Here is a 25,121-nt window from a genome sequence, read left to right on the forward strand (position 1 = left end):
TTGCAAGAAAGACCTTTCCGGCTTGGCATGGGTCGCAGAGCGCAGCAGATTTGGCTAGGGTTGCTGAAAATGGAGGCGAAAATGGCAGGACGAGTGACAACGCATGTGCTGGATACCGCGCGGGGCAAGCCTGCATCGGGGGTGAAGATCAGCCTGTTTCGGGTTGCCGATGGCCTGCATCATCTGCTGGGGCAAACCACCACCAATGCCGATGGACGCACCGATGCGCCGATGCTGGCGGGCGAGGCGCTGACGGTTGGGGTTTATGAGTTGGTATTCAGCGCAGGCGACTATCTTCGCGCCAGCGGGCAAGCGACGGGCGATGTGCTGTTTTTGGATGAGATTCCCATTCGTTTTGGCATCCCCGATGCAGAGGCGCATTACCATGTGCCTTTGCTGATAAGCCCCTTTGCCTATTCGACTTATCGCGGCAGCTAGGCAGGCCGGCAGGCGCGGTCTTCAGGCAATCAGATCGGGGATCTGGTCGCGGCAATAGGCGTGGATTGCACCGGCTTGGGTGAGCCAAATCGCATCACGCTGCGCGGCAATATGGCAGAGGGCGCGGCGTAGGTGGCGCAAGCGGTAGGGTTGCCCAACCAGATAGGGGTGCAGCGCAATACCCATTACAAGGGGTTGGCTTTGCGATTGTGCCAGCATCTCGTCAAAATTGTCGATAATCATATCGGCAAATTGCGCTGCCCCATCTTTACGCGCCACGATGGCGGGGATGTCGTTGATCTCTTGCGGATAGGGAATCGCCAAAAGCCTGCCTGCGCGGGTGTGCATCCAGATTGGCTGATCGTCCATGCACCAATTCAGCGTATAACCATAGCCTGCCTCGACCAAAAGATCAGGGGTTTGGGCGCTTTCGGCGATCCAAGGCGAAAGCCAGCCTTGCGGCGGCTTGCCTTCGGCTTGGGTCAAAATCTGTGTGGCCTCGGCAATCAAGCGGGTCTCGGCCTCGACTGTCAGCGTGCTTTGGCGCTCAGAATTGCTGCGGCCATGGCCGACAACCTCGTCGCCACGGGCGCGAAAGGCCGCCATCAGCTCGGGCGCATAGGCATAAAGCGCGCTGTTGGCGAGCAGGCTGACCGGCAGATCCAAGGCGTCAAACAAATCGCGCAGCCGCCAAGCGCCGACGCGGTTGCCATAATCGCGCCACGCATAGTTCAACACATCGGGCGCAGGGCCGCCCGGGGCCAGTTCGGCACCAAGCCCCTCGCCAAAGGCAAAATGCTCGAGGTTCAGGCCAATATAGACGGCAAGGCGTTGGCCATTTGGCCAAGAGTAATCGGGACGATTGGAGATCGGGCGATAGGCGTAGCGGCCATGATCGGCAAGACCGCTCATAACGCAGCCTCTGCCAAACCGGCCTTGTGCAGCAGAACTTCGGCGCTGTCGTTCCAGACATCACAGCGCAGGATCTTGCCGTCGCGCAGCTCGAATTTATCAAGATAGCGGTTGGTTTCAAACGCCACGCCATCGGGCCAAAGGCCATAGAGATAGCCGGTGTTATAGACATGCACTGTGCCGCTGTCGGGATCATAGGCTGCATCGGTGCGCAAAAACCGCTTTTTCACCCAAAGATAGCGCTTGGCATTGAAGGCCGCAGATTCGGTGGGGCCTGCCATGCGGCGACCGCCGGTGAAGATCAGCTCAAAATCGGGGGCAAGATAGGCTGATGCAGCGACGGGATCGGGGATCATCGATAAGGTCAGATAGGTCTCCACCACAGTTTTGGCTGCGGCGATGCGGGCTGCGATGTCAGGCTGATCCATCTTATCCTCGGGCTGTTTGGCCGTGATCCGGCGCTGACACCAGTCTCTGCCTGCGCGCGACAAGCGGAAGCCTGCGGCGCTGTCGCGGGTGGTGGTTTTGCGACGGCGGGGAATTTGGGGGCAGCTTTTGCAGGCGTTGCGCAAAACAGAGGCAGAAAACGCACGACCCAGCCCTATGTCAGGATGCGCCAAAGCCCGCAGCGGATAACCCGCTGCGGCTTTTGCGTTCAACATTTGGAATGTTGGTGGCGAGAGAGAGACTTGAACTCTCGACCCTACGATTATGAGTCGTATGCTCTAACCAACTGAGCTACCTCGCCACTGGCGCGGTGGGTAGTTTAGGCGGCGGGGAGCGTCAAGAGGGAAAGTGCGCAAATCGTGATTGGCCGCGCAAGGGGGGCTGTCTGCCCCCCTCTGGCTTTGCAAGCAAAGCCACCCCCCGAGGATATTTTTAGACAGATGAAGCGGCAGCCTCGCGCGGATGGGCCACACGGGGGCGGCCGGATGCGGTGGCGGTGACGGTGGCTTCGATGAACATCGGACTGCCTTCGACCTCGGCCTCGCGGATTTGGGCGGCGGTGGTCAGGCGCAGGTCTTCGGCGCCTGCGGCACGCGCGCGCGTGCTGGCTTCGAGCGTCATCGCGGTTTCGGCGGCGGCGAGGGCTGCGGCGCGGCTGGAGAACTGTTGCAGGCCTTCGGCGAAATGCACGGTGAAGCGGCCCTCGGAGGGGCTGGTGACGATGACCGAAGCGCGTTGGCTGATTTGGCCGACCACTGCGCCGATGGCATTGGCCACGCCTGCATGCTCGGGCAAGATCATCTGGCAGTTCAGCCGCGCCCCCACCGCGCCGTAATAGCTGGGCGCCGAGGCGCCAAGGCCGATCACTGGCACGCCAAGCCGGGCCTCGAGGTGCAGGATGCCGCGATGTTGGCCAAAGGCGGCTGCGGTCAACGGATGGCGGGCAAGGGTTTCGGGGGATTGGTCTGCGAAGGCCGTGTCTTCATCGAAGGCGGCTTCGAGCAGGCAATCGACGGTTTGCTGGGTCAGTTGATCAATGATGGCTTGGGCAAAGGCGGCGGGATCGGTCGAGAACCGTTCGCCCGCGCCATTGCGGCGGCGGCCCAGAAGCCGCAGCGCCTTTTGCGCGGCCGTGGTGTCCCAAGCCGTCAGCCCGCCTGCAACATGGCTGGCATCAGAGGGGGTCACCCCTGCGATCATCACAAGGCCACGGGCGACAAGCCGCTCTAGGGCTGCGACCTCAAGCCTTGTGGTCAGGGCCTGCGCCATCGGCATCGGGGCGGTGATTCGCGCCAGAACCGTGGCCTCGCGCGGGGTGAGACCGCCGGTTTGTCCTGCCATCGGCACCACAAAGCGGCCGTCGAATTCGCCTGCGGTTTCGGTGGCAAGGGCGCGGTCGAGTGCTGCATGCACAAGGCTTGGGTGTTGTTGGGCCAAAAGCGCCACGGGGATCAGGCGGCGCGGACCCAGCCGCAGCCCGCCGGTGAGGCCTTCGGTTTTCAGATGCACCTCGCTGTCGCCGCCAAGGCCAGTGGTGCGCATCGCCACCGCCTCGACCATGGTGCGAAAGCCGCCAACGCGCGCGCCTTGCGGGTCGATCTCGGGCAGGCCATCGCGCAGCAGGGCAACATCGGTGGTGGTGCCGCCGATGTCAGAAACCAGCGCGTCGCTTGCCCCGGTTAGCCAGCGTGCGCCAACGATGCTGGCGGCGGGGCCTGACAGGATGGTCTCGATCGGGCGTTCACGCACCATGGCGGCAGAGATTAGCGCGCCATCGCCGCGCACCACCATCAGCGGCGCCTGAATGCCACTGGCCGCCAGATGGCTTTCACAAGCGGCAACCAGACGGTCGATCATCCCGATCAGCCGCGCGTTCAGCACCGCCGTCAGCGCGCGTTTGGGGCCATTGAGCTGGGCGGAAAGTTCATGCGAGCAGGTCACAGGCCGCGCGGTGACCCGGCGAATCAGATCGCGGATGGTGATTTCATGCGCGGGGTTGCGGGTGGCAAAGCGGGCGGCGACGGCAAAGCCCATCACCTCGGGACCAAGCGCGCGCAGCTGGATCTCGAGGGCGGCCAGATCAAGCGGGGCGGCCTCGGTGCCGGCATGGCTGTGGCCGCCAGCGATGCGCACCACCGGATCGCCTTTCAGCGCCTCGGTCAGACCGCCGCGGTCGAGATCATCGGCGTCAAAACCCACAAAGATCAGCGCGACGCGGCCGCCTTGGCCTTCGACCAGCGCATTGGTGGCCAGCGTGGTCGAGAGCGAGACCAGCGCCACCTCGGCAGCGCTAACCCCCGATTCTGCCAGCGCGGCATCGACCGCACGGCCAATGCCCAGCGCCAGATCCCCGCGCGTGGTCAGCGATTTGGCCGAGCCGATGACGCGATCGGCAGCCTCATCCACGATCACCGCATCGGTATAGGTGCCGCCGGTATCGACGCCAAGAAAATAGGCCATGCTGCGCTCTCGTTTTGTTGCAGCTGGCAGATAGCGCGCGGCAGCGTTGGCGTCAGCCCTTAGAGCGACCTTTTTCGCCTAAAGGCGGCAGCAATTGACGTTTGCGGCGGTATGCTGCGGGAATGCCCAGCGTTTCGCGATATTTGGTGATGGTGCGGCGGGCCAGCGTGACGCCGGTGCTTTGCGCAAGCGCCAAAACCAAAGCGGCATCCGACAGGGGCGCATGACGCAGCTCGGCGCCGATCAGCAACGACAGGCGCGCGCGCAGGGCCGCACCTGAAACCACAGCTCCCCCCGACTCTGAGCCGCCCAGCGCCTGACTGAACAGGCTGCGCAGCCACCAAGTGCCATGCGGCGTGTCCAGACTTGCGCCCGCCACGACGCGGCTGATGGTGCTGTCGTGCAGCATCAAAGCCTCGGCCAGATCGGCCATGCTCATCGGCGCAAGCGCGGTTGGGCCAAGCCGCAGCGCTTCTTGCTGGCGTTGTACGATCTCGCGGCCGGCCAGCAAAAGCGTGGTATTGCGGGCCTGCACCATATGGGCGACGGCGCGCGCGGCGCTGAGGGCGGCGGCGCTGCCCGAAGCGCTGGCATCAACCTGCAAGCTGGGCAATGAGGCTCCGTTCAGTGTCACCGACCAGCCCGTGGCCACGCGCGCGACCAGCAGATCAGGCGGGCGGCGCTGGCTTGGGCCATCGGCGGCAAAATCGGCTCCAGGCTTGGGGTTCATGCTGCGGATCGCGGCAAGGCAACTGCGGATCTGCGGCTCGCTCAATTTGGCATGGCGAGCCAGCCGCGCAAGATCGCCACTGGCCAGCAGCTCTAGGTTTTGCAGCACGCGCTCCATCGCCTCGCTGAAGACGCCAGCATCCTTGGCTTGCAAAAGCAGGCATTCCGACAGGCTGCGGGCGAAAAGGCCAGCAGGTTCCAGCTGCTGCAACCGTGCCAGCACGGCTTCGATCTCGGCCAGCGGGCGGCGCAGGTCTTGCGCGATGGCAGCAGGCCGGCTGCCAAGCCAGCCCGAAGGCTCGAGTGCCTCGACCAGCGCAAGCGCGATGGGGCGTTGCGCAGGCGGCAGATCCAGCGCCTCGATCTGCGCCAGCACATGCGCAATCAGGCTGGGTGCCGCAGTGGCAAGCTCGGCCGCAGCCCCCAAACCTTGGCCCGAAAACACCCCAGACCAGCGCGGCAACCAATCCTGCGGCTCTGGCGCGGGGCCAAGCCGCAGATAGGGGTTCTCGGCGGCCTGTTCCTCAAGATAGCGGGTCAGGCCAGAGGCATCCATCCGCAGCACCGCAATCGAACTTTGCAGACTGGTGTTCAGGGCAAGCCGCTGGGTCTGGGTTAAACGAAGCTGTTGGCGGGTGTTCATGGCGCGAAACCTAGGCGCTGCCGGCCCCTGCTGCAACTGAAAGACGCAGGGGAATGCCATGGTCTTTACAGCCCGCCCCCGTTAAGATTGCAGTCAGAATGAGGGCAAGATGCGCAACGATTATCCCATAGTCAAAGATCTGGTGCTGATCGGGGGCGGCCATGCCCATGCTTTGGTGCTGCGGATGTGGGCGATGCAGCCCTTGGCAGGCGTGCGGGTGACGGTGATCAACCCCGGACCCGTGGCGCCCTATACCGGCATGCTGCCCGGACATATTGCAGGCCATTACAGCCGCGACGAGATTATGATCGACCTTGTGCGGCTGGCGCGCTTTGCCGGCGCGCGGGTGATCCTGGATCGGGTGATCGGGCTGGACCGCAACACGCGGCAGGTGATTTTGCAAAACCGCCCGTCGCTGTCTTATGATGTCGCAAGCCTTGATATCGGCATCGGATCTGATCTGCCGCAGGTCGCGGGCTATGACGCGCATGGCATCGCGGCCAAGCCCTTGGGTGATTATGCCGAACGCTGGGCCAGCTTTGTCGCCCGCGATCTGCCAAGCCCGCAAGTCGTGGTGATTGGCGCGGGCGTCGGCGGGGTCGAGCTGGCGCTGGCCTCGGCCTATCGCTTGGGCGGGCGCGGCAAGGTCACGCTGGTGCAGCGCGGGGCCAGTGCGCTGCCGCTGATCGGGCGCGGCGCGCGCAAGGCCTTGTTGCAGCATTTGGCGCAGGCCGGGGTGGCGCTGATCACCGGGGCCGAACCTGTGGCGATCGAGGCCGATGCGGTGCTGCTGAAAGACGGGCGGCGCTTGGCCTCGGATTTCACCTTGGCGGTGGCGGGGGGGCGGGCGCAAGACTGGCTGGCGCAAATCGGGGTCGACACCCACCACGGCTTTGTCACTGTGGGGCCGACGCTGCAAAGCTCGGATCCTGCGATTTTTGCCGCAGGCGATTGCGCGCATCTGGGCTTTGCACCACGGCCCAAGGCGGGGGTCTATGCCGTGCGCGAGGCGCCGGTTTTGCTGGCCAATCTGCGCGCAGCCCTCTCGGGCGGGCGGATGCGCCGCTACGCGCCGCAGCGCGATTACCTCAAGCTGATCTCGACAGGCGGGCGCGGGGCTGTGGCCGACAAATGGGGCCTGCCGCTGGATGGCGGTTGGCTTTGGCAGTGGAAAGACCGCATCGACCGCACCTTTATGCAGAAATTTGCCGACTACCCGCCGATGCCGCGCGATCTGCCCAGCGAGGCGGCCTTGGGCCTGGACGAGGCGATGGGCCCCAAGCCGCTTTGTGGCGGCTGCGGTGCCAAGCTGGGGGCGGCAGATTTGGCGGCAGCCTTGGCGGCGGTGCCCGCGCCTCAGCGCCCCGAGGTGCTGTCCGGGCGCGGTGATGACGCGGCGATTTTGGCCACCTCCAACGGGGTGCAAGTGCTGACCACCGACCATCTGCGCGCCTTTACCCAAGACGCGCGGCTGATGGCACGGATCGCGGCGCTGCATGCTTTGGGCGATGTCTGGGCAATGGGGGCCAAGCCGCAGGTGGCGCTGGCGCAGATCACCTTGCCGCCGCTCTCTTCTGCCAAGGGTGGCGAGATGCTGGCCGAGATCATGGCCGCCGCAGCCGAGGTCTTTACCGCGGCCGGTGCAGATATCGTCGGTGGCCACAGCTCGATCGGGGCCGAGTTGACCATCGGCTTTTCCGTCACAGGCCTTGCCGCGCGCGCCATTGCCAAAGGCGGCGCGCAGGCGGGCGATGTGCTTTTGCTCACCAAACCAATTGGCGCGGGCACGGTGATGGCGGCAGAAATGGCGATGCAGCGCCTGCCGCAGATGCTTTTGGGCGAGGCCGTGGCGCAAACGCTGGCGCAGATGTGCCTCTCCAATGGCCCAGCCAGCGCTTTGCTGGCGCCCTTTGCCCATGCGATGACAGATGTCACCGGCTTTGGGCTGGCGGGGCATCTGCTGGAAATCCTTGACGCCTCAAACCTTGCAGCCGAGGTTCATGCCGACCGCATTCCGCTGCTCAAAGGCGCGCAAGAGCTGGCAGCTTTGGGCGTGGCCTCCAGCCTCGCGCCTGCCAATCGCGCGGCAACGATTGGCCGGGTGTCAGGCGCAGATAGCCCGCTAAAAGCGCTGCTTTATGATCCGCAAACCGCAGGCGGTCTGTTGGCCGCCCTGCCCCGCGCGGCAGCCGACGCGCTGCTGCCGCAGCTGCACGCGCTTGGATATCAGGCCGCGATCATCGGTGCGCTTACAACCGGCACCGCGCGGATCACCCTGACCTGACGCCCGCCCCGCGCGCCAGCCTGAACCGATCCGGCGCAGCCGGACGGTGAGGACCAAACTTGCGGCGCAGCCGCACCTTTAGATCACCCTTGCAGCACGCGCGCGGCAATCTGATCGGCCAGCCGCGTCAGGTCGTCTGGCGCCAAACCCTCGGCCGTGACATCCTCATAACTTGCATCCATCCGTTCGCGATGCCGATTATAGCGCGGGTCGTAATGCTGCTGCATCAGCCCTTCGGCCAGAGTGGCAAAATCGCCCGCCAGCGCCTGTGCCTGCCAAAGCGCGATCTGCTCGGCGGAATGCACAGGCCGCAGCCGATCTATCACCGCCGCCAGACGCGGCCCATCCGCCACCATATCGGCATAGGCGCGCACCAGATACTGCGCCCGCGCCCGCAGCGGCGTGACAATCGCAAGCCTTGGGGCCGCGCGCATCGCCTTCCAAATCTCGGGCGGCAGGCTGACATTGCCCACCTTCGAGCTTTCGGCCTCGATCACCACCGGCCGCGCCGGATCCAGCCGAGAAATCGCCATCGCCAGCGCGCAATCAAAGGCCTTTTGGCTGGGCTGCGGCCCCATCGCCCCAAAAAGCGAGCCGCGATGATTGGCCAGGCCCTCTAGATCCAGCACCTGCACGCCGCGTGCGGGCAGCAGGTTCAGAATTTCGGTCTTGGCCGATCCGGTATTGCCATCCAGCACCACCACAGGGCAGGGAAAAGGCGTGTCGTAAAGCGCCTTGACCACCAGCGCGCGCCACGCCTTATAGCCGCCCGCGATGGTTTCCACCCGCCAGCCGACCTGCGACAGGATCAGCGCAAAAGACCCCGAACGTTGCCCACCACGCCAGCAATAGACCAAGGGCCGCCAGCCACCCGGCTTGTCGGCCAGCACGGTTTGCAGATGTGTCGCCACATTCTGCGCCACCAGCGCCGCGCCCAGTTTGCGCGCGGTAAAGGGATTGACCTGTTTGTAGATCGTGCCGACCTCGGCGCGCTGGGCGTCGTTCAACACCGGCAGGCTGATCGCATTGGGCAGATGATCTTCGGCATATTCCGCAGGCGCGCGGGCGTCGATGATGTCATCAAAGCCATGCGCGGCAAGGTCGGAAAGCGAGGTAAGGGTAATGGCCATGCGGTCTTCTATCTGCTGCGGCGGCTTAGCGGAAGAAGTCTTTCAACTTGGCCAAGGCGGTTTGCGGGTCTGCGGCTGCTTCGGGGGCGGGGGTTGCTGCGGCGGTGGGCTTTGATTTCGGCTCTTTCGCCAGCTTGGGCGCAGCGCTTGCAGGCTTTTCCGTGCCGGTCGAGGCTCGGGGCGGATTGGTGCGCAGCGCCACCGCTGTCATGAACTTGGCGCCATCGCCTGCGGCCAAGGCCTGCGCGCCATCCGAGATGCCGCGCAACAGATCCTCCAGCCAGATCTGATCGGCCTTGGCGAAATCATTCAGCACATAATTGGCCACCGCATCCTTATGCCCCGGATGACCAATGCCAAGCCGCACGCGGCCATAAGCCTCGCCCAGATGCGCATGGATCGAGCGCAAGCCATTGTGCCCCGCATGGCCACCGCCCTGTTTGACCCGACATTTACCGGGGGCAAGATCCAACTCGTCGTGAAACACCACGATATCGGCCAGCTCGACTTTAAAGAAATCAACCGCCGCGCGCACCGATTGGCCTGACAGGTTCATAAAGGTCTCGGGTTTCAGCAGAACCAGCTTTTCCGACCCCAGCCTGCCTTCGCTGACCATGCCCTGATAGCCGCGCCGCCAAGGCCCAAAGCCGTGATCTTCGGCAATCCGGTCCAAGGCCATAAAGCCGATGTTATGCCGGTTGCCCGCGTATTTCGCCCCGGGATTGCCAAGGCCTACAAAAAGTTTCATGCGCATCCCTGCCTGTTCGCCCGCAAAATGCCGCTTGGCCGCACGAATGGCAAGCCGCTCAACCAAGGGCTGTAGTTTTGTTCTGTTAACCCATTCGACTTTACACAGATTCCTTGATTGCGGATAACAGGGCGTGAATGTGAAAGGGTGACTTGGTGCGGACGACAGTTTTGGCCTCGATGCGTAACGAAGGGGCTTTTTTGGTGGAATGGGTGACCTGGTACCGGATGCTGGGCTTTGCCAATGTGGCCGTTGTCACCAACAATTGCACCGATCGCTCGCCAGAACTGCTGGATGCGCTCGAGGCCGCGGGCTGGGTGCATCATCTGCGCCATGATCTGCCCGCGGGCGCGCGCATCACCCGCGCCAAACTTGCCGCCGCGATGGAGTTGCGCGTGGTGCGCCGTGCGGAATGGCTGCTGATCTGCGATGTTGATGAATTTCTAGTAATTCATCGCGGCAAAGGCCTGTTGCCCGATCTGATCGACAGCGGCAAAGACCCCGCCTATGTCGGCATGTCGATCAATTGGCGGGTGTTTGGCACCTCGGGAGTCAAAAGCTTTGAAGATCGTCCGGTGCATCGGCAATTCGTCTATGCCTGCCCGCGCAACGCCTATGTCTCGCGCTTTGTGAAATCTATTTTCCGCATGCCGCGCCGCTTTGGCAAGCTGACCGAACACACGCCCTGTCAGATTGATCTGGCCAATTTCGGCAAGGCTTGGGGCGATTCTGGCATGGCTTGGGTCAATAGCGAAGGCCGCCGCCTGACCCGCTGGAGCCCGCTGAAAAGCCATATGACCGTCCTGCCGCCCAGCCATGTTACCCATAAGGTGGCGCAGATCAACCATTACACCCTGCGCTCGGCTGAAAGTTTTAGCCTCAAGGCTGGCACGCTATCGCCAGTGGCTTTGAATGATCGCTATACCGAAAAATATTTTGACGCCGCCGAGGCGGGAACCGAGGTCGATACCTCGGCCTTTCGTTATGCCGATGCGTTTCAGGCCGAATATGCCCGTGCCATGGCGCTGCCCGATGTTGCACGGCTGCATGCGCTGTGCTGCGCCGACCACATTCGCGCCATTGTCGAAAAGGCAGGTGGGCGGGCCGAAGACGACCCGCGCTACCAAGACTTTATCGAGCAGGCAGCAAAACTGGCTTAGGCCTTGGCTTCCAATGCCGCAATGCGAGCCGCGAGCGCTGCGTTTTCTTCGCGCGCCTTTTGCGCCATCAGCCGCACTGCGTCGAATTCTTCGCGGGTCACAAAATCGCGATCCGCAAGCCAGCGGTCGACAAAGCCCTTCATCGCGGTCTCTGCTTCGGTTTTTGCACCCTGTGCCACGCCCATCGCATTGGTCATCAGCTTGGACATATCGTCAAAAAGTTTGTTTCCGGCCGTCATTTGGGCCTCCTTTCGCTTTTGCCTAATATGGGGCGCGCGGGCTTTGCGCGCAAGGAGGGCTTTGTTGACAAGCCCGCGCCAAGGCATGACAAGACAGGCGATCCCAAATGCGAGCGCGCAGATGTCTTATATCGCCTTCCCCAATATTTCGCCCGAGATTTTCACCCTGCATCTGGGGCCCGTTACCTTTGCGCTGCGCTGGTATGCCTTGGCCTATATCGCGGGGTTGCTGCTGGGCTGGCAGCTGATCGTCAAGATGATCCGCACGCCGCGGCTTTGGGCAAAAGCGCCACCGATGGCGGCCGAGACGGTTGAAAACCTGCTGACTTGGGTGATCTTGGGGGTGATCCTGGGCGGGCGGCTGGGCTATGGGCTGTTTTATCAACCCGATCATTTCCTGTCGAACCCTTTGCAGGTGCTGCGGGTTTGGGAGGGCGGCATGTCTTTTCACGGCGGCTTTCTGGGTGTGGTGGTCGCAGGGGTTTGGTTTTGTAAACGCCACCGCATCTCTATGCTGCCCTTGGCCGATCTGATGGCGGCTGTCGCGCCGATTGGGCTGTTGCTGGGCCGGATCGCCAATTTCATCAACGCAGAGCTGTGGGGCCGCCCGACCGATCTGCCTTGGGGCGTCGCTTTTCCGGGCGAGGCTGCGCAGACCTGCGCCGGCGTGCTGACGGTCTGCGCCCGCCACCCAAGCCAGCTTTACGAGGCCGCACTTGAAGGCTTGCTGCTGCTTTTGGTGCTGTCTTGGCTGATCTGGCGGCGCAATTGGCTGCATTTTCCTGGCAGGATCGCGGGGCTGTTCTTTATCGGCTATGCCTGCGCGCGCTTCTTGGTCGAATTCGTGCGCCAGCCTGACGCGCAGTTTGTCTCTGATGGCAACCCCTTGGGCCTTGCGTGGCAGATGGCAGGCTATGGGCTGACCATGGGGCAGATCTTGACCCTGCCGATGTTTGTGGTCGGGCTGTGGTTTGTGCTGCGGGCCAAACGCGGATGACGCCACTGGCGCGCCTTTTGCTGCAAAGAATCGAAGCCAGCGGCCCGATCAGCCTTGCCGATTACATGGCCGATTGCCTGTTGCACCCGCTGCATGGCTATTACGCCACCCGTGACCCCTTTGGCGCGCAGGGCGATTTCATCACCGCCCCCGAGATCAGCCAGATGTTTGGCGAGCTTTTGGGCCTGTGCTTGGCGCAAGGCTGGCTTGATCAAGGCGCGCCCTCGGCCTTTACGCTGGCCGAACTTGGCCCCGGGCGCGGCACTTTGATGGCCGATGTCTTGCGCGCCACGGCCAAGGTGCCGGGGTTTCATGCCGCCGCCAATATCTGTCTGGTCGAAGCCTCGGCCAGCCTGCGCGCGGTGCAGCGCAAGACTTTGGCAGGCTATCGCGTGACTTGGTATGACCGCACCGAAGATCTGCCGCAGGCACCGCTGCTGCTGCTGGCCAATGAGTTTTTTGATGCCCTGCCCATTCGCCAATTCAGCCGGGAGGGTGCGGGCTGGGCTGAAACCATGATCGGCGCGCGCGAGGGCGTCTTGGCCTTTGGCCGCGGAGCCGCGGTGGCGGTGGCAGCGCTTGCGCACCGGCTGCAAGAGACGCCCCCCGGCACGGTGGTCGAGATTTGCCCCGCAGCCCCTGCGATTATCGACGCGATCTCGGCGCGGATTTCGGCGCAGGGCGGGCTGGCTTTGGTGATTGATTACGGCGGCTGGATCTCGCAGGGCGATACGTTTCAGGCGCTGCGGGCGCATCAGTTTTGCGACCCCATGGCCGCGCCGGGCGAGGCCGATTTGACCGCACATGTCGACTTTGAGGCCTTGGCCCGCGCGGCAGTTTGCGCCCATGCCTATACCACCCAAGGCGCGCTTTTGACGGCGCTTGGCCTGCACCAGCGCGCGGCGCAATTGGCGCGCGGGCTGACCGGCACGGCGGCAGATGCGCACCAAGCCGCCACGCGCCGCTTGACCGCGCCTGAAGAAATGGGGAACCTGTTCAAAGCGCTGGCGCTGTTTCCACAAGGCGCCCCTCCTCCTGCCGGATTTGCATGATGCTGGACCTAATCACCTCGCCCACCCTGACCCCAAAACACGGCTTTTTCACCCGCAGGGGTGGGGCCTCGTCGGGCATTTTTGCGGGGCTGAACTGTGGCGCGGGGTCAAGCGATCAGGCCGATATTGTTAGCATCAACCGCAAACGGGTGGCCGAGGCGATGGCGGTGCCGTTGGATCATCTGATCGGCGTGCATCAGGTGCATTCGGCCGATGTGCTGACCGTGACGGGACCGCTGGCGATAAGGCCGCAGGCGGATGCAATGGTCACGGCGACCAAAGGCGTGGCGCTGTCGATCCTGACCGCAGACTGCCAGCCGGTGCTGTTTGCCGATGCGCGCGCCGGTGTGATTGGCGCCGCCCATGCCGGATGGCGCGGCGCAAAGGACGGGGTGCTTGAGGCAACGCTTGCCGCCATGCAGGCTTTGGGCGCGCAGCGGCAAAACATTGCAGCGGTGATCGGCCCCTGCATCAGCCAAGCCGCCTATGAGGTCGGGCCAGAGTTTTTTGAAAGCTTTACCGACGACGACCCCGAGACCCGCCGCTTTTTCGCCCAAGGCAGCGGCAACAAGATGCAGTTTGATCTGCCAAGCTATGGCCTGTGGCGGTTGCGTGCGGCGGGGGTGGGACAAGCGGACTGGACGCGCCATTGCACTTACTCCGATCCCGAGCGATTCTATTCCTACCGCCGCACCACCCATGCAGGCGAGGCCGACTATGGCCGGTTGATCTCGGTGATCCGGCTGTAATCTGGGCAGAAACCTGACAGGCTTTGCCGCAGATTTGCCGCAGGATTTAAACGCTTGGCGCAACACTGGCGCTGATTGTTTCCAAGACCGCCGATAATTGAGGGAAATGCCCAGCTTTAATTTGGGCAGACCCGCCATAATTTGCCAAAATCCGCGATCCCATCTTTTGCAGTTTTTGCGATTTCGGTCCAATCGCTGCCGCATTGCCCAGCGATATTAGCCCTAACGAAGCATTTGGGTCCGAAAGGAATAGGCCATGAAAAAAGAACGCCGCTGGATGAAATCCGCAATCGCTGCAAGCGCTGAACCTCAGGTTGCTCTGCCTTGGACCCGCGGCCAGCGCCGCCGCCCCGAGGCGATGAAGGCGATTGCGGCGCCAAAATCCACCGCGCTTGCCGCGCGCTAAACATGTTCTGATTCGCATAAAAATGGCCGGACTTTGTCCGGCCTTTTTTCATTTTCACCAAAGCCTAGACCACAAAGCGCTGACACTGTCGCACAGGGGAAAACAATCGCGCCTAAGAGCAGCGACCGTCCTCACAAATAAGGCAAATATGAATAAACTTTGACAGAGCGGCGTTTTTTCGCCATGTTTAAGCCACAGATGTCCCTCTGTGAAAACAGCTGCCAAGCCATATGGTAAGACCGCTTCTGCCGAAGATGGCTCTCTGCTTGGTGCAACATGGTAATGCTTGGTTAAGGCGGCCCTGGTGTTCTCTGCACCATAGGGGCCGCCTTAACGTTTTAGGCTCCTGCGGCGTTTAGGCCTGCTTGGCCAGACGCTCTTCCAGCACCTCGAAGGGCAGACCAGGTTGATCTTTGGCGCAGCGGATCACCAGTGAGGTTTTCACATTGGCAACATTCTCGGCCTTCAGCAGATGCTCGGTCAAAAATGCCTGAAAGCTGGAAAGATCGGGGGCGACGCATTTCAGGATAAAGTCGATCTCGCCGTTCAGCATATGGCATTCGCGCACCAAGGGCCAAGCGCGGCAGCGCGCCTCAAAGGTCGACAGATCTGCTTCGGCTTGGCTTTGCAGCCGCACCATCGCAAAAACCTGCACCTCAAAGCCCATCTCGCGGCTGTCGATATCGGCGTGATAGCCTTTGATGTAGCCGGCCTCTTCCAGCGTGCGGACACGGCGCAGGCAGGGCGGGGCCGAGATGCCAACACGGCTGGCAAGCTCGACGTTGGTCATCCGCCCGTCCGCCTGCAATTCTGCAAGAATGCGGCGGTCGATCGGATCAAGCTTATTTCCGGCCATTTGGTTTCCCCTTTTCTGACCCTTTATCTAGGCCCAACCCCAGATTTGCGCAATATTCTTTCGTGGGCTGTCGAAAATCTTTGCAAAACTTCAGCGTCCTATCGCCGCAGCGGGCTTGCTTTGCAGGGCTTCCCCCGCTGGATCGCAGCGCTTATATCAGTGCAAACAGATATCGGAGAGCGCCATGACCCAGACCCGTCACACCAAAGTTCTGATTATCGGCTCGGGGCCTGCGGGCTATACGGCGGCGGTCTATTCGGCCCGCGCGATGTTGCAGCCGATCTTGGTGCAAGGCTTGCAGCCCGGCGGTCAGTTGACCATCACGACCGAGGTCGAAAACTGGCCCGGCGAAAAGCATATTCAGGGCCCCGATCTGATGGTGAACATGCAGGCCCATGCCGAGGCGATGGGCGCCGAAGTGATCAGCGATTACATCACCAGCCTGGATCTGAGCGCGCGGCCCTTTGTGGCACAGGCCGATTCTGGCACCACCTACACCGCGGATGCCGTGATCTTGGCTACGGGCGCGCAAGCGAAATGGCTGGGCCTGCCATCCGAGGAAAAGTTCAAGGGCTTTGGCGTTTCGGCCTGCGCCACCTGTGATGGCTTTTTCTATCGCGGCCGCGAAATCGCCGTGATCGGCGGCGGCAATACCGCGGTGGAAGAGGCGCTGTTTCTGACCAACTTTGCCTCGAAAGTGACGCTTATTCACCGCCGCGACACGCTGCGGGCCGAAAAGATCATGCAGGACCGTTTGTTCAAGCACCCCAAGATCGAGATGCTGTGGAACAGTGAAGTCACCGAGGTGGTCGGCACCGAATCCCCCTTGGGGGTGACGGGTGTCAGGACGCGCAACCTGCTGACGGGCGAAGAAAAGATCGTGCCTTGCGAGGGGTTCTTTGTCGCCATCGGCCACGCGCCAGCCTCGGAACTGGTGAAAGACCAACTGCCGCTGCATTCGGGCGGCTATGTGCAGGTCGAAGCCGGATCGACCCGCACCGCGATTGCGGGCGTCTTTGCGGCCGGTGATTTGACCGATCACATCTACCGCCAAGCCGTCACCAGCGCCGGCATGGGCTGCATGGCGGCCTTGGATGCCGAGCGTTTTCTGGCCGAACAGGAATAGAGCTTTGGGCCGCTTGCGGGCGGCCCAAACCCCTTAGCGCGGGCGCATCATCTTCAACAGCAAGCCGTCTTTGACCACAAACTGATGATAAAGCGCCATCGCCGAATGGCCCAGCACCAGCAGCATCATCGCATTCATCGCGATCACATGCAGGTCACCCGAAATCGCGATACCGCCAAACCAAGCGATCACCCCCAACGTTGGCACCAAAACCATCAGCGCATAAAGCGCACGGTGACCCCAAAGCGCGGCTTTGTCGGCCAGAGTGGTGGCCACCTCGTGCCAACCGCCTGACATCTGCCGCACCAAAAGCCGCAGCAAGGCCAGCACCAGCACAGACACCCCAACCCAGACATGAAAGCTGGCGGTCCAATCACTGACCGCCGCCCCACCCAGAGCGGCGTCAAAATCGCGCTCCATGTCGTCGCTGATCAGGTAATTTGCGGCAATAAGCACAGCAATCGCCCAATGCAGGGCAATTTGCAACGCAGAGTAAGATTTGGTCATCGGTCTATATCCTTGATGCGACGCGAGAAAACTTGGCTTCTAGCGCCAGCCCCTAGGCCGTGGCCACGGGGGCTGTCTATAAACCAGCAGGGCCAAAGCCCTTAGTGCAACCAAAGTTATAGGCCGACAGCCCCGCACTAATGCGCGTTGACGGGGGCAAAGTCGTTCTGACGCGCAAGGCTGAAGGCCAAATCGCGATTGGCCACCAATGCCAAAGGCTCGCCATCTTGGCTGTGGACAGAATAGACGGTTGTCGCACCGGCCATTTTTACTTTCAGCTCTTCGGGCAGGCCAGAAACGGCGACAGGGCGGACATAAACGATGCGGTCGGCACCTGCGGGCAAAGCATCATATGCGACGTTCATCATAGCCTCCTATTTCCGGCCAATGTGAATGGTCTGAACGATGGTATCGGGCAAAGAGCGGCGCAGATCTATGTGCAACAAGCCGTGATCCAGATCGGCCCCTGCCACCTCGACCCCATCCGCCAACACGAAAGAGCGCTGAAATGCCCGCGCCGCAATGCCGCGATGCAGGAAAACGCGGTCACTGGTGTCTTCGCCTTGACGGCCGCGCACCACCAATTGCCGATCTTCGACCGTGATCGACAGATCTTCGTCGCGAAACCCCGCCACGGCCAAAGTGATGCGGTAGGTGTGGTCCGAAGTCGCCTCGATGTTAAACGGCGGATAGCCTTCCGAAGCGGTTTTTGCAGTGCGCTCGACCAGACGTTCAAGCTGTTCAAAGCCCAAAAGAAAGGGATGCGCCCCAAAGGTAAGTTTCGTCATAACGATGTCCTTTCAAAAAGCGACATATGCGGGCCCATGCTGCGGCACCCGTGTTCCAAATATGGGGGCAGGCCCGCGCGACCGCAAGAGCAAGCAATTGCAAGAAAAACATCAATTACCGTGCGAATTTTACCCACGCGGGGGGCGAATCACTGTATCCTGCAAACTGACAGCAAGACTGGATCCCCTTCGCTATGAATGCCTCGCCCGAAATGAACTTTGACGATCTGCTGCGCGTGAAGCTGGCTGTGCTTCAGCGCGAGCATCGCGATCTGGACGAGGCCGTGCATGCGCTGGAAACCTTGGGCCGGCCCGATGTGCTGACCTTACGGCGGCTGAAAAAGCAAAAGCTGGCGCTGAAAGACCAGATCACCCGCATCGAAGACAAGCTGATCCCCAATATCATCGCCTGAATCCCTGCTTTTCCTTGCCTCTGCGGCCCTTTTCGATATGACACGGGCCAAGAACAACGCGGAGAGCGATATGAAGGTCGATGTCGGGATCATCATGGGAAGCCAATCGGATTGGCCAACGATGAAAGAAGCCGCGCTGATTTTGGATCAGCTGGGCATTTCTTATGAAACCAAGATCGTCTCGGCGCATCGCACGCCAGATCGGCTTTGGGCTTATGGCAAGGCCGCAGCGGGTCGGCTGCAGGTGATTATCGCAGGCGCAGGCGGGGCTGCGCATTTGCCCGGCATGATGGCCAGCAAAACCCGCGTGCCGGTGATCGGCGTGCCGGTTTTGACCAAGGCACTGTCGGGCGTCGACAGTCTTTATTCGATTTTGCAGATGCCCAAGGGCTTTCCGGTGGCCACCATGGCCATTGGCGCTGCGGGGGCTGCCAATGCCGGGCTGATGGCGGCGGGGATTTTGGCGCTGCAAGACCCATCGCTTGCCGCAAGGCTTGACGCATGGCGCGAGGCGCTTTCCGCCTCGATCCCAGAGGAGCCGAAAGATGAATAGCCTGCCGCTTGGTGCGACGATCGGAATTTTGGGCGGCGGTCAATTGGGCCGGATGCTGTCGGTTGCAGCCGCACGGCTGGGCTATCGCAGCCATATTTTCGAGCCAAGCGCCAACCCGCCTGCCGCCGATGTCGCCCATGCGCTGACCACGGCCAGCTATGACGATGCCGCCGCCCTGACGGCTTTTGCCGAAACGGTGGATGTGATCACCTATGAGTTTGAAAACATCCCCACCGCAGCCCTTGATCTGCTGGAAGCGCTGCGCCCCATTCGCCCCAACCGCCGCGCGCTGGCGATTGCGCAAGACCGCATTCTGGAAAAAGACTTTCTGACCGGGCTGGGCCTAACCTGCGCGCCCTACCGCGCCGTAAATACGGCTGCCGAAATGGCGGCTGCGGTGGCCGAGATTGGCACGCCGTCGATCTTGAAGACCACGCGGCTTGGCTATGACGGCAAGGGCCAGGCACGGCTGACCTCGCCCGAAGATACCGAGGCGGCTTTTGCCAGCATGAACGGCGCGCCTTCGGTCTTGGAAGGCTTTATCGACTTTAGCCACGAGGTTTCGGTCATCGCCGCGCGCGGGCTCGATCAATCGGTGGCCTGCTATGATCCAGGCGAGAATGTGCACCGCAGCGGCATTTTGCACACCACCACCCTGCCCGCGCGCCTGACGCCTGCGCAGCGCTCAGATGCGATTTTGCTGGCGGCGCGGATTTTAAACGCGCTGGATTATGTCGGCGTCATGGGGGTCGAGATTTTCGTCACCGCCAAGGGGCTGATCGTCAATGAAATCGCGCCGCGGGTGCATAATTCTGGCCATTGGACCCAGAACGGCTGTGCGGTCGATCAGTTCGAACAACATATCCGCGCGGTCGCAGGCCTGCCCTTGGGCGATGGCGCGCGCCATTCCGATGTGGTGATGGAAAACCTGATCGGCGATGACATTGATCGTCTGCCGCAGATCCTGCGCGAAAATGACGCCGCCCTGCATCTTTATGGCAAGGCCGAGGCGCGGCCGGGCCGCAAGATGGGCCATGTCAACCGCGTGGTGCGCAAGGGCTGAACCAAGCCCGCCCTCAAACCCAAGGACCAAAGCGATGTCACAGCCCAGCCCATCCCCCCTGCGCGGCGCGCTGTTCATGGTGCTGGCGGGCATCGCCTTTGCGGCGGCCAATGCGATCACTTGGACCGTGACCTATAAGATGGGGTTCAAGCCGCAATCGGATGCATTTTGGCAATATGCCATCGCGATGGTGTTTTCGGCCCCCTTCATCTGGCGGCAGGGGCTGTCGCGGATGAAGACGCGCCACCCGCTGCTGCACGGCGCGCGAATTTTGCTGTCGGTGCTGGGGGTGCAGGCCTTTACCCAAGCTTTCGCCTCGGGGATGGCGCCTTGGCATGTGGTGGCTTTGGTGATGACCTCGCCGTTTTTCGTGATGATTGGCGCGGCAGTTTTGCTGCGCGAACGCGTCGGGGCCAACCGCTGGATCGCAGCGGCGCTGGGGTTTTCCGGCGCGATGATCTTGCTGAGGCCATGGGAGGGGGCGCTGACGCTTGCCACGCTTTACCCGCTGGCCGCCGCGATCTGCTGGGGCGGGGCTTCGCTGATCACCAAGCGCCTGACGCAAGACGAGCCGCAAACCGCGATCACCATGTGGCTTTTGGTGCTGATCGCGCCAGTAAACGGCCTGTTTTCGCTGCAAGCGGGGTTCGAGCTGCCAACGGGGCAGATCTTGGCGCTGCTGCTGCTGGGCGGTGTCATCATGTATGGCGCGCAGCATTTTCTGACGCTGGCCTATGCCAATGCCGATGCGGGCTTTGTGCAGCCCTTTGATGATTTGAAATTGTTCTCAAATATCTTTGTCAGCTGGCTGGTGCTGAATTTCGCCCCCGAAGGCAGCTATTGGCTGGGGATTTTGCTGATTTTGGCCGGATCGCTTTATCTTTTGTGGTCAGAGCGCAGGCTGCAAACTTTGGCGCGCGCTGCATAAGCCCTTGACCCGCGCGGGCGGTCAGATCAGCTTAGGCCCATGTCAAAACGCCCCACACGCCTTGCGACCCGCGCGCTGATCCTGCATCAGGACCGGCTGCTTTTGGTCAATGCCTATCCGGGCGGGCGGTCTGATCTGTGGTGCGCGCCGGGGGGCGGCGTGGAATCGGGGGCCTCGCTGCCTGACAATCTGGTGCGCGAGGTCTATGAAGAAACCGGTCTGCGCGTGGCCGTGGGCGCGCCTGCGCTGATCAACGAGTTTTACGATCCGGCCTCGGGCTTTCATCAGGTCGATCTGTTCTTTCGCTGCACCATCACCGCCGGAGAGATCGACCCGCAATGGCGCGACCCCGAAGGCGTGGTCACCCAGCGGCGGTTCTTTTCGCGCGATGATCTCGACCTTGGCCGCATCCGTTTCAAACCCGATAGCCTTGCCGATGCCGCTTGGGGGCAAAGCCTGCTTTACGATCCGCTCGAGGTGATGGTGCTATGATCAGGCCGCTTGATCCTGCCGCAGATCGCGCAGCGCTGGTGCAGATGTATCAGGCGACAGGCGATTATTGGGCGCTCGATCGGCTGGATTTTGACGCCGAAGCCTTGGCGACAGAATTTCTGACCGATGCGCCGCCCAATTGCGACCCCGCACAAAGCCAGCGTCTGGGCCTGTTTCAGGGCGCGCAGCTTGCCGGCGTGGCCGAGCTGTCCTTTGGCTTTCCAGCGGCGGGCGATGCCTATCTGGGCCAGATGATGTTTGCCGATTGGGCGCGCGGTCAAGGCATGGGTGCGGCGCTGCTGGCCGAGGTTCTGGCGCGCGCACGGGCGAAAGGCTGCAGCAATATCTATCTGGCCGTACTTGACACCAACCCCAAGGGCCGCACTTTTTGGCAGCGCCATGGCTTTGCCGACACTGGCCTAAGCCGCGTTGACACCGATGGCGGCGTCACAAAAACCCTGCGGCGTCTGCATAAGGCGCTTTAGCGGCTGGCCAAAGCCACACCGCCCAACACCAAAAGCGCCGAGATCGCAAAGCGCAGCCCAATCGGCTCGCCCAGCGCCAGCCCCGCCGTCGCCGCAAGCACCGGCACCGTCAGCTGCGCCACCGCCGCACGCGAGGCCCCCAGCTGCGGCAGCACCCTATACCACAGCGCATAGCCCAAACCCGAGGTCACAGCCCCCGACAACACCGCAAGACCAACCCCGCGCGGCAGCCAATCGCCACCACCCCAGATCGCCCAGATCAGCGCCGCCACCGGCACCGCAAGCACAAAATTCGCCGCCGTCGCCGCCAAGGGATCACCCGCCCGCCGTCCAGCCAGCGAATAAATCCCCCAGCCCACACCCGCCGCCGTCATCGCAAGCATCGGCCACAGCCCACCCAAAACCAGCTTTGGTGCCAGCAAAACCACCAATCCAGCCAAAGCCAACCCCGCCCCAGCCCAGCGCTTGGCCGCCACCGCCTCACCCGCCAAAAGCGCGCCCGCAAACATCGTCACCTGCACCATGCCAAACAAGATCAAAGCGCCAGTGCCTGCGCTTAGGCTAACATAGGCGGCGGAAAAGCCGAACAAATAGACCAAAAGCCCCAGAACCGCCGGCCCCCGACCGCGCAGCGCGGGCCATTGCCGCTTGCGCCACAGCATCACCAGCGCCAACATAAAGGCCCCCGACACCAGCCGGATCAGGGCGAAACTTTGCGCATCAATCGCCCCCGCCCCCACCGCCATGCGGGTCAAGATCGAGTTGCCAGCAAAAGCCAGCATCGCCAGCGCCGTCCAGATCGCCAAAGCCATCAGCCTCTCCCTCGCGCTGTCGTTGTGCCATAGGCTGCACCGGGCGCCCACCGCGCGCAAGCGCTCCCCTCTTGCGGCGAAGCCGCGCCGCTAGATCCCGTCAAATGCCGCGGGGTAGACGGCAGCACAGCCCGTACCGCCAAACACCCCCACCACCTCTGCCGGATAGGGCGTTTGCATGCCGCCAAAAACAAAGCCCGCGCGCTGATAGAATGTGGGCTTGCCCACCACCACCACGCTTTGCGCCTTGATCGCAGCCAGTTTCATCACACCAGACAGCAGCCGCGAGCCCAAACGCTTGCCCTGCCACTCTGGCGCCACGGCCAGCGGCGCCAGCGCCAGCCAACCTTCGGGTGCGACCAGCCGCGACAGCGCCAGATAGGCCACCACGGCATCGCCCAAAGGCATCACAACCTCGGTCTCAATCAGGCCTTGGGCGCGCAGGCGCTGCACCAAATCGGCCTCGCCCTTACCGGCAAAGGCTGCACGCAGCAGCGCGTCGATGCCGTCAAAATCCGCCTGTCGCGCGCTGCGAAAGCTGTCGGGTCCGCTCATGCTCACCTCAAATGAAAAGGGCGCAGCTGATGCTGCGCCCTTTCCCTATCATGCCTTGCGGGCAGATTACATCATGCCGCCCATGCCGCCCATGCCGCCCATGTCAGGCATGCCGCCGCCAGCCGCGCCTTTTGGCTCTGGCTTGTCAGCAATCATGCATTCCGTGGTGATCAGCAAGGAGGCAACCGAAGCTGCATCTTCCAAAGCGGTGCGGGTCACTTTGGCTGGATCGATCACGCCGAACTTGAACATGTCGCCATATTCTTCGGTCTGCGCGTTAAAGCCAAAGTTCTTGTCATCCGACTCGCGGATTTTGCCAGCAACGACAGCGCCATCGACGCCAGCGTTTTCAGCGATCTGACGCAGCGGAGCTTCCAGCGCGCGACGGATGATCGCGATGCCGGCGTTTTGATCCGAGTTTGCACCCGTCATGCCGTCAAGCGACTTGGCTGCCTGAACCAGCGCCACGCCACCGCCAACAACGATGCCTTCTTGCACAGCTGCACGGGTTGCGTTCAAAGCGTCGTCAACGCGGTCTTTGCGCTCTTTGACTTCAACTTCGGTCATGCCGCCAACCTTGATCACAGCAACACCGCCAGCCAATTTGGCCACGCGCTCTTGCAGTTTCTCACGGTCATAGTCCGAGGTGGTTTCTTCGATCTGGGTGCGGATCTGTGCGACGCGCGCTTCGATCTCTGCCTTGACGCCAGCGCCATCAATGATGGTGGTGGTGTCTTTGGTGATCGCGACTTTCTTGGCCGAACCCAGCATGTCGATGGTCACCGACTCAAGCTTCATGCCCAGATCTTCCGAGATCACTTGACCACCGGTCAGGATCGCGATGTCTTGCAGCATGGCTTTACGACGATCGCCGAAGCCTGGAGCTTTGACAGCCGCAATTTTCAGGCCGCCGCGCAGTTTGTTCACCACGAGGGTTGCAAGCGCTTCGCCTTCAACGTCTTCCGAGATGATCAGCAGCGGGCGCTGCGATTGGATCACGGCTTCCAACAAAGGCACCATTGGCTGCAACGACGACAGTTTCTTTTCGTGCAGCAGGATCAGAACGTCTTCCAGGTCAGCAACCATTTTGTCTGGGTTGGTGACGAAGTAAGGCGACAGATAGCCACGGTCGAACTGCATGCCTTCGACAACAGTGGTCTCGGTTTCAAGACCCTTGTTTTCTTCGACGGTGATCACGCCTTCGTTGCCGACTTTTTGCATGGCTTCAGCGATCTGACGACCGATTTCAGCTTCGCCGTTGGCCGAGATGGTGCCAACCTGTGCAACTTCTGCGGTGTCTTTCACGGGACGCGCAGCAGCTTTGATCGCTGCGACGACTTTGGCGGTTGCCATGTCGATGCCGCGCTTCAGATCCATTGGGTTCATGCCAGCAGCAACAGCCTTCAGGCCGTCTTTGATGATGGCTTGAGCCAGAACGGTTGCGGTGGTGGTGCCGTCGCCTGCTTCGTCATTGGTGCGCGAAGCGACTTCTTTCACCATTTGTGCGCCCATGTTCTCGAACTTGTCGGAAAGTTCGATCTCTTTGGCAACGGTGACACCGTCTTTGGTGATGCGCGGTGCGCCGAAGGATTTGTCGATGACAACGTTACGGCCTTTTGGACCAAGCGTTACCTTCACAGCATCCGCCAGAACGTTGACGCCGCGCAGCATGCGGTCACGGGCATCGGTATTGAAACGTACGTCTTTAGCAGCCATTTTGCAGCTCCTCTAAATCGGTTGAGTTTGGAAAACGAATTGGCTCACGCAGAGGCGGAGCCAAATCCCTTAGGAGATGATCCCGAGGATATCGCTTTCTTTCATGATCAGCAGGTCTTCGCCGCCGACTTTGACTTCGGTGCCCGACCATTTGCCGAACAAAACGCGGTCGCCAGCTTTGACCGAAGGAGCGATCAGCTCGCCGGAATCCTTGCGCGCGCCAGCGCCCACGGAAACCACTTCGCCCTCAGCAGGCTTTTCTTTTGCCGATTCTGGAATGATCAGGCCGCCCTTGGTCTTGTCTTCGCCTTCAATGCGACGGACCAGCACGCGGTCTTGCAGTGGTGTAAATGCCATCTGGGCTTACTCCCTTGAGTTACCAGGTTTGAATGGGATTAGCACTCGTCTTTGCTGAGTGCTAACGGAGCTTGAG

The 25,121-nt window shown here is 61.9% G+C and carries 29 protein-coding genes and 1 tRNA gene; 14 read left to right on the forward strand and 16 right to left on the reverse strand.

Going from position 1 to position 25,121, the window contains the following annotated elements:
* Positions 1-81: 81 nt before the first annotated feature.
* Positions 82-438: a hydroxyisourate hydrolase gene (gene uraH / locus V7Q10_RS08770; protein ID WP_333868702.1), complete on the forward strand. Its 357-nt coding sequence runs from the start codon at positions 82-84 to the stop codon at positions 436-438.
* A gap of 21 nt (positions 439-459) precedes the next feature.
* Here the strand turns inward: uraH and V7Q10_RS08775 are convergent, their stop codons facing one another.
* The 5 genes from V7Q10_RS08775 to rpoN form a co-directional block, all read right to left on the reverse strand.
* Positions 460-1,350, reverse strand: coding sequence for a polysaccharide deacetylase family protein (locus tag V7Q10_RS08775; RefSeq protein ID WP_333868704.1), 891 nt, complete (start codon positions 1,348-1,350; stop codon positions 460-462).
* Entirely contained in the window at positions 1,347-2,012 is a 666-nt protein-coding gene (locus V7Q10_RS08780) for a hypothetical protein (RefSeq protein ID WP_333868705.1), read from the reverse strand. The genes V7Q10_RS08775 and V7Q10_RS08780 overlap by 4 nt, the downstream gene beginning before the upstream one ends.
* A 9-nt stretch (positions 2,013-2,021) precedes the next feature.
* Positions 2,022-2,098, reverse strand: a tRNA-Met gene (locus V7Q10_RS08785).
* 131 nt (positions 2,099-2,229) lie between these two features.
* Positions 2,230-4,257 (reverse strand): hydantoinase/oxoprolinase family protein, encoded by a 2,028-nt coding sequence (locus V7Q10_RS08790; RefSeq protein WP_333868707.1) that lies wholly within the window; start codon positions 4,255-4,257, stop codon positions 2,230-2,232.
* 52 nt (positions 4,258-4,309) lie between these two features.
* Complete coding sequence (gene rpoN, locus V7Q10_RS08795) at positions 4,310-5,629, reverse strand: RNA polymerase factor sigma-54 (protein WP_333868708.1); 1,320 nt, start codon at positions 5,627-5,629, stop codon at positions 4,310-4,312.
* A gap of 109 nt (positions 5,630-5,738) precedes the next feature.
* Here rpoN and selD point away from each other — a divergent pair, with 109 nt between their 5' ends.
* Positions 5,739-7,913, forward strand: a complete 2,175-nt coding sequence (selD, locus tag V7Q10_RS08800) for a selenide, water dikinase SelD (protein ID WP_333868709.1) — start codon at positions 5,739-5,741, stop codon at positions 7,911-7,913.
* An 83-nt stretch (positions 7,914-7,996) separates the two neighbouring features.
* On the opposite strand, the gene mnmH is transcribed toward selD, so the two are convergent.
* Together mnmH and pth are read right to left on the reverse strand one after the other, a co-directional pair.
* Complete coding sequence (mnmH, locus tag V7Q10_RS08805) at positions 7,997-9,043, reverse strand: tRNA 2-selenouridine(34) synthase MnmH (protein WP_333868710.1); 1,047 nt, start codon at positions 9,041-9,043, stop codon at positions 7,997-7,999.
* 25 nt (positions 9,044-9,068) lie between these two features.
* Positions 9,069-9,791 (reverse strand): aminoacyl-tRNA hydrolase, encoded by a 723-nt coding sequence (pth, locus tag V7Q10_RS08810; protein WP_333868711.1) that lies wholly within the window; start codon positions 9,789-9,791, stop codon positions 9,069-9,071.
* Between the two features lie 155 nt (positions 9,792-9,946).
* Here pth and V7Q10_RS08815 point away from each other — a divergent pair, with 155 nt between their 5' ends.
* Positions 9,947-10,951 (forward strand): glycosyltransferase family 2 protein, encoded by a 1,005-nt coding sequence (locus V7Q10_RS08815; protein ID WP_333868712.1) that lies wholly within the window; start codon positions 9,947-9,949, stop codon positions 10,949-10,951.
* Here V7Q10_RS08815 and V7Q10_RS08820 read toward each other — a convergent pair.
* The gene (locus V7Q10_RS08820; protein ID WP_333868713.1) at positions 10,948-11,190 is read right to left on the reverse strand and encodes an accessory factor UbiK family protein; all 243 of its coding nucleotides are present in this window, start codon (positions 11,188-11,190) and stop codon (positions 10,948-10,950) included. The genes V7Q10_RS08815 and V7Q10_RS08820 overlap by 4 nt on opposite strands.
* A 121-nt stretch (positions 11,191-11,311) precedes the next feature.
* Here V7Q10_RS08820 and lgt point away from each other — a divergent pair, with 121 nt between their 5' ends.
* The 4 genes from lgt (at position 11,312) to V7Q10_RS08840 (ending at position 14,394) form a co-directional block, all read left to right on the forward strand.
* Entirely contained in the window at positions 11,312-12,187 is an 876-nt protein-coding gene (gene lgt / locus V7Q10_RS08825; protein ID WP_333868714.1) for a prolipoprotein diacylglyceryl transferase, read from the forward strand.
* Positions 12,184-13,239: a class I SAM-dependent methyltransferase gene (locus V7Q10_RS08830; RefSeq protein WP_333868715.1), complete on the forward strand. Its 1,056-nt coding sequence runs from the start codon at positions 12,184-12,186 to the stop codon at positions 13,237-13,239. Before lgt ends, V7Q10_RS08830 begins: the two co-directional genes overlap by 4 nt.
* Positions 13,239-13,988, forward strand: coding sequence for a peptidoglycan editing factor PgeF (pgeF, locus tag V7Q10_RS08835; RefSeq protein WP_333868742.1), 750 nt, complete (start codon positions 13,239-13,241; stop codon positions 13,986-13,988). Before V7Q10_RS08830 ends, pgeF begins: the two co-directional genes overlap by 1 nt.
* A 256-nt stretch (positions 13,989-14,244) precedes the next feature.
* Positions 14,245-14,394 carry a hypothetical protein gene (locus V7Q10_RS08840; RefSeq protein WP_333868716.1) on the forward strand — a complete coding sequence of 50 codons (150 nt, stop codon included), beginning with the start codon at positions 14,245-14,247 and terminating at the stop codon, positions 14,392-14,394.
* Positions 14,395-14,749: 355 nt separating this feature from the next.
* On the opposite strand, the gene V7Q10_RS08845 is transcribed toward V7Q10_RS08840, so the two are convergent.
* The gene (locus tag V7Q10_RS08845) at positions 14,750-15,250 is read right to left on the reverse strand and encodes an Lrp/AsnC family transcriptional regulator (protein ID WP_333868717.1); all 501 of its coding nucleotides are present in this window, start codon (positions 15,248-15,250) and stop codon (positions 14,750-14,752) included.
* Positions 15,251-15,434: 184 nt separating this feature from the next.
* Here V7Q10_RS08845 and trxB point away from each other — a divergent pair, with 184 nt between their 5' ends.
* Complete coding sequence (gene trxB / locus V7Q10_RS08850) at positions 15,435-16,376, forward strand: thioredoxin-disulfide reductase (protein ID WP_333868718.1); 942 nt, start codon at positions 15,435-15,437, stop codon at positions 16,374-16,376.
* 33 nt (positions 16,377-16,409) lie between these two features.
* Here trxB and V7Q10_RS08855 read toward each other — a convergent pair whose 3' ends face one another.
* The 3 genes from V7Q10_RS08855 to V7Q10_RS08865 all read right to left on the reverse strand — a co-directional run bounded on the left by V7Q10_RS08855 (position 16,410) and on the right by V7Q10_RS08865 (position 17,671).
* Positions 16,410-16,883, reverse strand: coding sequence for a cytochrome b (locus tag V7Q10_RS08855; RefSeq protein ID WP_333868719.1), 474 nt, complete (start codon positions 16,881-16,883; stop codon positions 16,410-16,412).
* A gap of 137 nt (positions 16,884-17,020) precedes the next feature.
* Positions 17,021-17,248 carry a DUF1150 family protein gene (locus tag V7Q10_RS08860; protein WP_333868720.1) on the reverse strand — a complete coding sequence of 76 codons (228 nt, stop codon included), beginning with the start codon at positions 17,246-17,248 and terminating at the stop codon, positions 17,021-17,023.
* A gap of 9 nt (positions 17,249-17,257) precedes the next feature.
* On the reverse strand, positions 17,258-17,671 hold the full coding sequence (locus V7Q10_RS08865) for an Hsp20 family protein (RefSeq protein ID WP_333868721.1): 414 nt from the start codon (positions 17,669-17,671) through the stop codon (positions 17,258-17,260).
* Positions 17,672-17,865: 194 nt separating this feature from the next.
* Here V7Q10_RS08865 and V7Q10_RS08870 point away from each other — a divergent pair, with 194 nt between their 5' ends.
* The 6 genes from V7Q10_RS08870 (at position 17,866) to V7Q10_RS08895 (ending at position 21,605) form a co-directional block, all read left to right on the forward strand.
* Positions 17,866-18,084, forward strand: coding sequence for a YdcH family protein (locus V7Q10_RS08870; protein ID WP_333868722.1), 219 nt, complete (start codon positions 17,866-17,868; stop codon positions 18,082-18,084).
* A 70-nt stretch (positions 18,085-18,154) separates the two neighbouring features.
* Entirely contained in the window at positions 18,155-18,637 is a 483-nt protein-coding gene (purE, locus tag V7Q10_RS08875) for a 5-(carboxyamino)imidazole ribonucleotide mutase (RefSeq protein WP_333868723.1), read from the forward strand.
* A complete protein-coding gene (locus V7Q10_RS08880; RefSeq protein WP_333868724.1) occupies positions 18,630-19,700 on the forward strand; it encodes a 5-(carboxyamino)imidazole ribonucleotide synthase in 1,071 nt (356 codons plus the stop codon). The genes purE and V7Q10_RS08880 overlap by 8 nt, the downstream gene beginning before the upstream one ends.
* 34 nt (positions 19,701-19,734) lie before the next feature.
* Positions 19,735-20,628 carry a DMT family transporter gene (locus V7Q10_RS08885; protein WP_333868725.1) on the forward strand — a complete coding sequence of 298 codons (894 nt, stop codon included), beginning with the start codon at positions 19,735-19,737 and terminating at the stop codon, positions 20,626-20,628.
* A 39-nt stretch (positions 20,629-20,667) separates the two neighbouring features.
* On the forward strand, positions 20,668-21,120 hold the full coding sequence (locus V7Q10_RS08890; protein ID WP_333868726.1) for an NUDIX hydrolase: 453 nt from the start codon (positions 20,668-20,670) through the stop codon (positions 21,118-21,120).
* Positions 21,117-21,605, forward strand: a complete 489-nt coding sequence (locus V7Q10_RS08895) for a GNAT family N-acetyltransferase (protein ID WP_333868727.1) — start codon at positions 21,117-21,119, stop codon at positions 21,603-21,605. Before V7Q10_RS08890 ends, V7Q10_RS08895 begins: the two co-directional genes overlap by 4 nt.
* On the opposite strand, the gene V7Q10_RS08900 is transcribed toward V7Q10_RS08895, so the two are convergent.
* From V7Q10_RS08900 to V7Q10_RS08915, 4 genes are all read right to left on the reverse strand, one after another.
* A complete protein-coding gene (locus V7Q10_RS08900; protein WP_333868728.1) occupies positions 21,602-22,417 on the reverse strand; it encodes a DMT family transporter in 816 nt (271 codons plus the stop codon). The two genes, V7Q10_RS08895 and V7Q10_RS08900, sit on opposite strands and share 4 nt — an antisense overlap.
* A 90-nt stretch (positions 22,418-22,507) precedes the next feature.
* Entirely contained in the window at positions 22,508-22,972 is a 465-nt protein-coding gene (locus V7Q10_RS08905) for a GNAT family N-acetyltransferase (RefSeq protein ID WP_333868729.1), read from the reverse strand.
* A 66-nt stretch (positions 22,973-23,038) separates the two neighbouring features.
* Positions 23,039-24,688, reverse strand: coding sequence for a chaperonin GroEL (gene groL / locus V7Q10_RS08910; RefSeq protein ID WP_333868730.1), 1,650 nt, complete (start codon positions 24,686-24,688; stop codon positions 23,039-23,041).
* A 69-nt stretch (positions 24,689-24,757) separates the two neighbouring features.
* On the reverse strand, positions 24,758-25,045 hold the full coding sequence (locus V7Q10_RS08915) for a co-chaperone GroES (protein WP_333868731.1): 288 nt from the start codon (positions 25,043-25,045) through the stop codon (positions 24,758-24,760).
* Positions 25,046-25,121 lie beyond the last annotated feature (76 nt).

This window comes from Cypionkella sp. (assembly GCF_036782355.1).
In the GTDB taxonomy this organism is placed as follows: Bacteria; Pseudomonadota; Alphaproteobacteria; order Rhodobacterales; family Rhodobacteraceae; genus Cypionkella.

Excerpts from the sequence above, each read along its gene's own strand:
- uraH (WP_333868702.1), top strand. The coding sequence starts at position 82 with ATGGCAGGACGAGTGACAACGCATGTGCTGGATACCGCGCGGGGCAAG.
- V7Q10_RS08775 (WP_333868704.1), bottom strand. The coding sequence starts at position 1,350 with ATGAGCGGTCTTGCCGATCATGGCCGCTACGCCTATCGCCCGATCTCC.
- V7Q10_RS08780 (WP_333868705.1), bottom strand. The coding sequence starts at position 2,012 with ATGTTGAACGCAAAAGCCGCAGCGGGTTATCCGCTGCGGGCTTTGGCG.
- V7Q10_RS08790 (WP_333868707.1), bottom strand. The coding sequence starts at position 4,257 with ATGGCCTATTTTCTTGGCGTCGATACCGGCGGCACCTATACCGATGCG.
- rpoN (WP_333868708.1), bottom strand. The coding sequence starts at position 5,629 with ATGAACACCCGCCAACAGCTTCGTTTAACCCAGACCCAGCGGCTTGCC.
- selD (WP_333868709.1), top strand. The coding sequence starts at position 5,739 with ATGCGCAACGATTATCCCATAGTCAAAGATCTGGTGCTGATCGGGGGC.
- mnmH (WP_333868710.1), bottom strand. The coding sequence starts at position 9,043 with ATGGCCATTACCCTTACCTCGCTTTCCGACCTTGCCGCGCATGGCTTT.
- pth (WP_333868711.1), bottom strand. The coding sequence starts at position 9,791 with ATGAAACTTTTTGTAGGCCTTGGCAATCCCGGGGCGAAATACGCGGGC.
- V7Q10_RS08820 (WP_333868713.1), bottom strand. The coding sequence starts at position 11,190 with ATGACGGCCGGAAACAAACTTTTTGACGATATGTCCAAGCTGATGACC.
- lgt (WP_333868714.1), top strand. The coding sequence starts at position 11,312 with ATGTCTTATATCGCCTTCCCCAATATTTCGCCCGAGATTTTCACCCTG.
- V7Q10_RS08830 (WP_333868715.1), top strand. The coding sequence starts at position 12,184 with ATGACGCCACTGGCGCGCCTTTTGCTGCAAAGAATCGAAGCCAGCGGC.
- pgeF (WP_333868742.1), top strand. The coding sequence starts at position 13,239 with ATGCTGGACCTAATCACCTCGCCCACCCTGACCCCAAAACACGGCTTT.
- V7Q10_RS08840 (WP_333868716.1), top strand. The coding sequence starts at position 14,245 with ATGAAAAAAGAACGCCGCTGGATGAAATCCGCAATCGCTGCAAGCGCT.
- V7Q10_RS08845 (WP_333868717.1), bottom strand. The coding sequence starts at position 15,250 with ATGGCCGGAAATAAGCTTGATCCGATCGACCGCCGCATTCTTGCAGAA.
- trxB (WP_333868718.1), top strand. The coding sequence starts at position 15,435 with ATGACCCAGACCCGTCACACCAAAGTTCTGATTATCGGCTCGGGGCCT.
- V7Q10_RS08855 (WP_333868719.1), bottom strand. The coding sequence starts at position 16,883 with ATGACCAAATCTTACTCTGCGTTGCAAATTGCCCTGCATTGGGCGATT.
- V7Q10_RS08860 (WP_333868720.1), bottom strand. The coding sequence starts at position 17,248 with ATGAACGTCGCATATGATGCTTTGCCCGCAGGTGCCGACCGCATCGTT.
- V7Q10_RS08865 (WP_333868721.1), bottom strand. The coding sequence starts at position 17,671 with ATGACGAAACTTACCTTTGGGGCGCATCCCTTTCTTTTGGGCTTTGAA.
- V7Q10_RS08870 (WP_333868722.1), top strand. The coding sequence starts at position 17,866 with ATGAATGCCTCGCCCGAAATGAACTTTGACGATCTGCTGCGCGTGAAG.
- purE (WP_333868723.1), top strand. The coding sequence starts at position 18,155 with ATGAAGGTCGATGTCGGGATCATCATGGGAAGCCAATCGGATTGGCCA.
- V7Q10_RS08880 (WP_333868724.1), top strand. The coding sequence starts at position 18,630 with ATGAATAGCCTGCCGCTTGGTGCGACGATCGGAATTTTGGGCGGCGGT.
- V7Q10_RS08885 (WP_333868725.1), top strand. The coding sequence starts at position 19,735 with ATGTCACAGCCCAGCCCATCCCCCCTGCGCGGCGCGCTGTTCATGGTG.
- V7Q10_RS08890 (WP_333868726.1), top strand. The coding sequence starts at position 20,668 with ATGTCAAAACGCCCCACACGCCTTGCGACCCGCGCGCTGATCCTGCAT.
- V7Q10_RS08895 (WP_333868727.1), top strand. The coding sequence starts at position 21,117 with ATGATCAGGCCGCTTGATCCTGCCGCAGATCGCGCAGCGCTGGTGCAG.
- V7Q10_RS08900 (WP_333868728.1), bottom strand. The coding sequence starts at position 22,417 with ATGGCTTTGGCGATCTGGACGGCGCTGGCGATGCTGGCTTTTGCTGGC.
- V7Q10_RS08905 (WP_333868729.1), bottom strand. The coding sequence starts at position 22,972 with ATGAGCGGACCCGACAGCTTTCGCAGCGCGCGACAGGCGGATTTTGAC.
- groL (WP_333868730.1), bottom strand. The coding sequence starts at position 24,688 with ATGGCTGCTAAAGACGTACGTTTCAATACCGATGCCCGTGACCGCATG.
- V7Q10_RS08915 (WP_333868731.1), bottom strand. The coding sequence starts at position 25,045 with ATGGCATTTACACCACTGCAAGACCGCGTGCTGGTCCGTCGCATTGAA.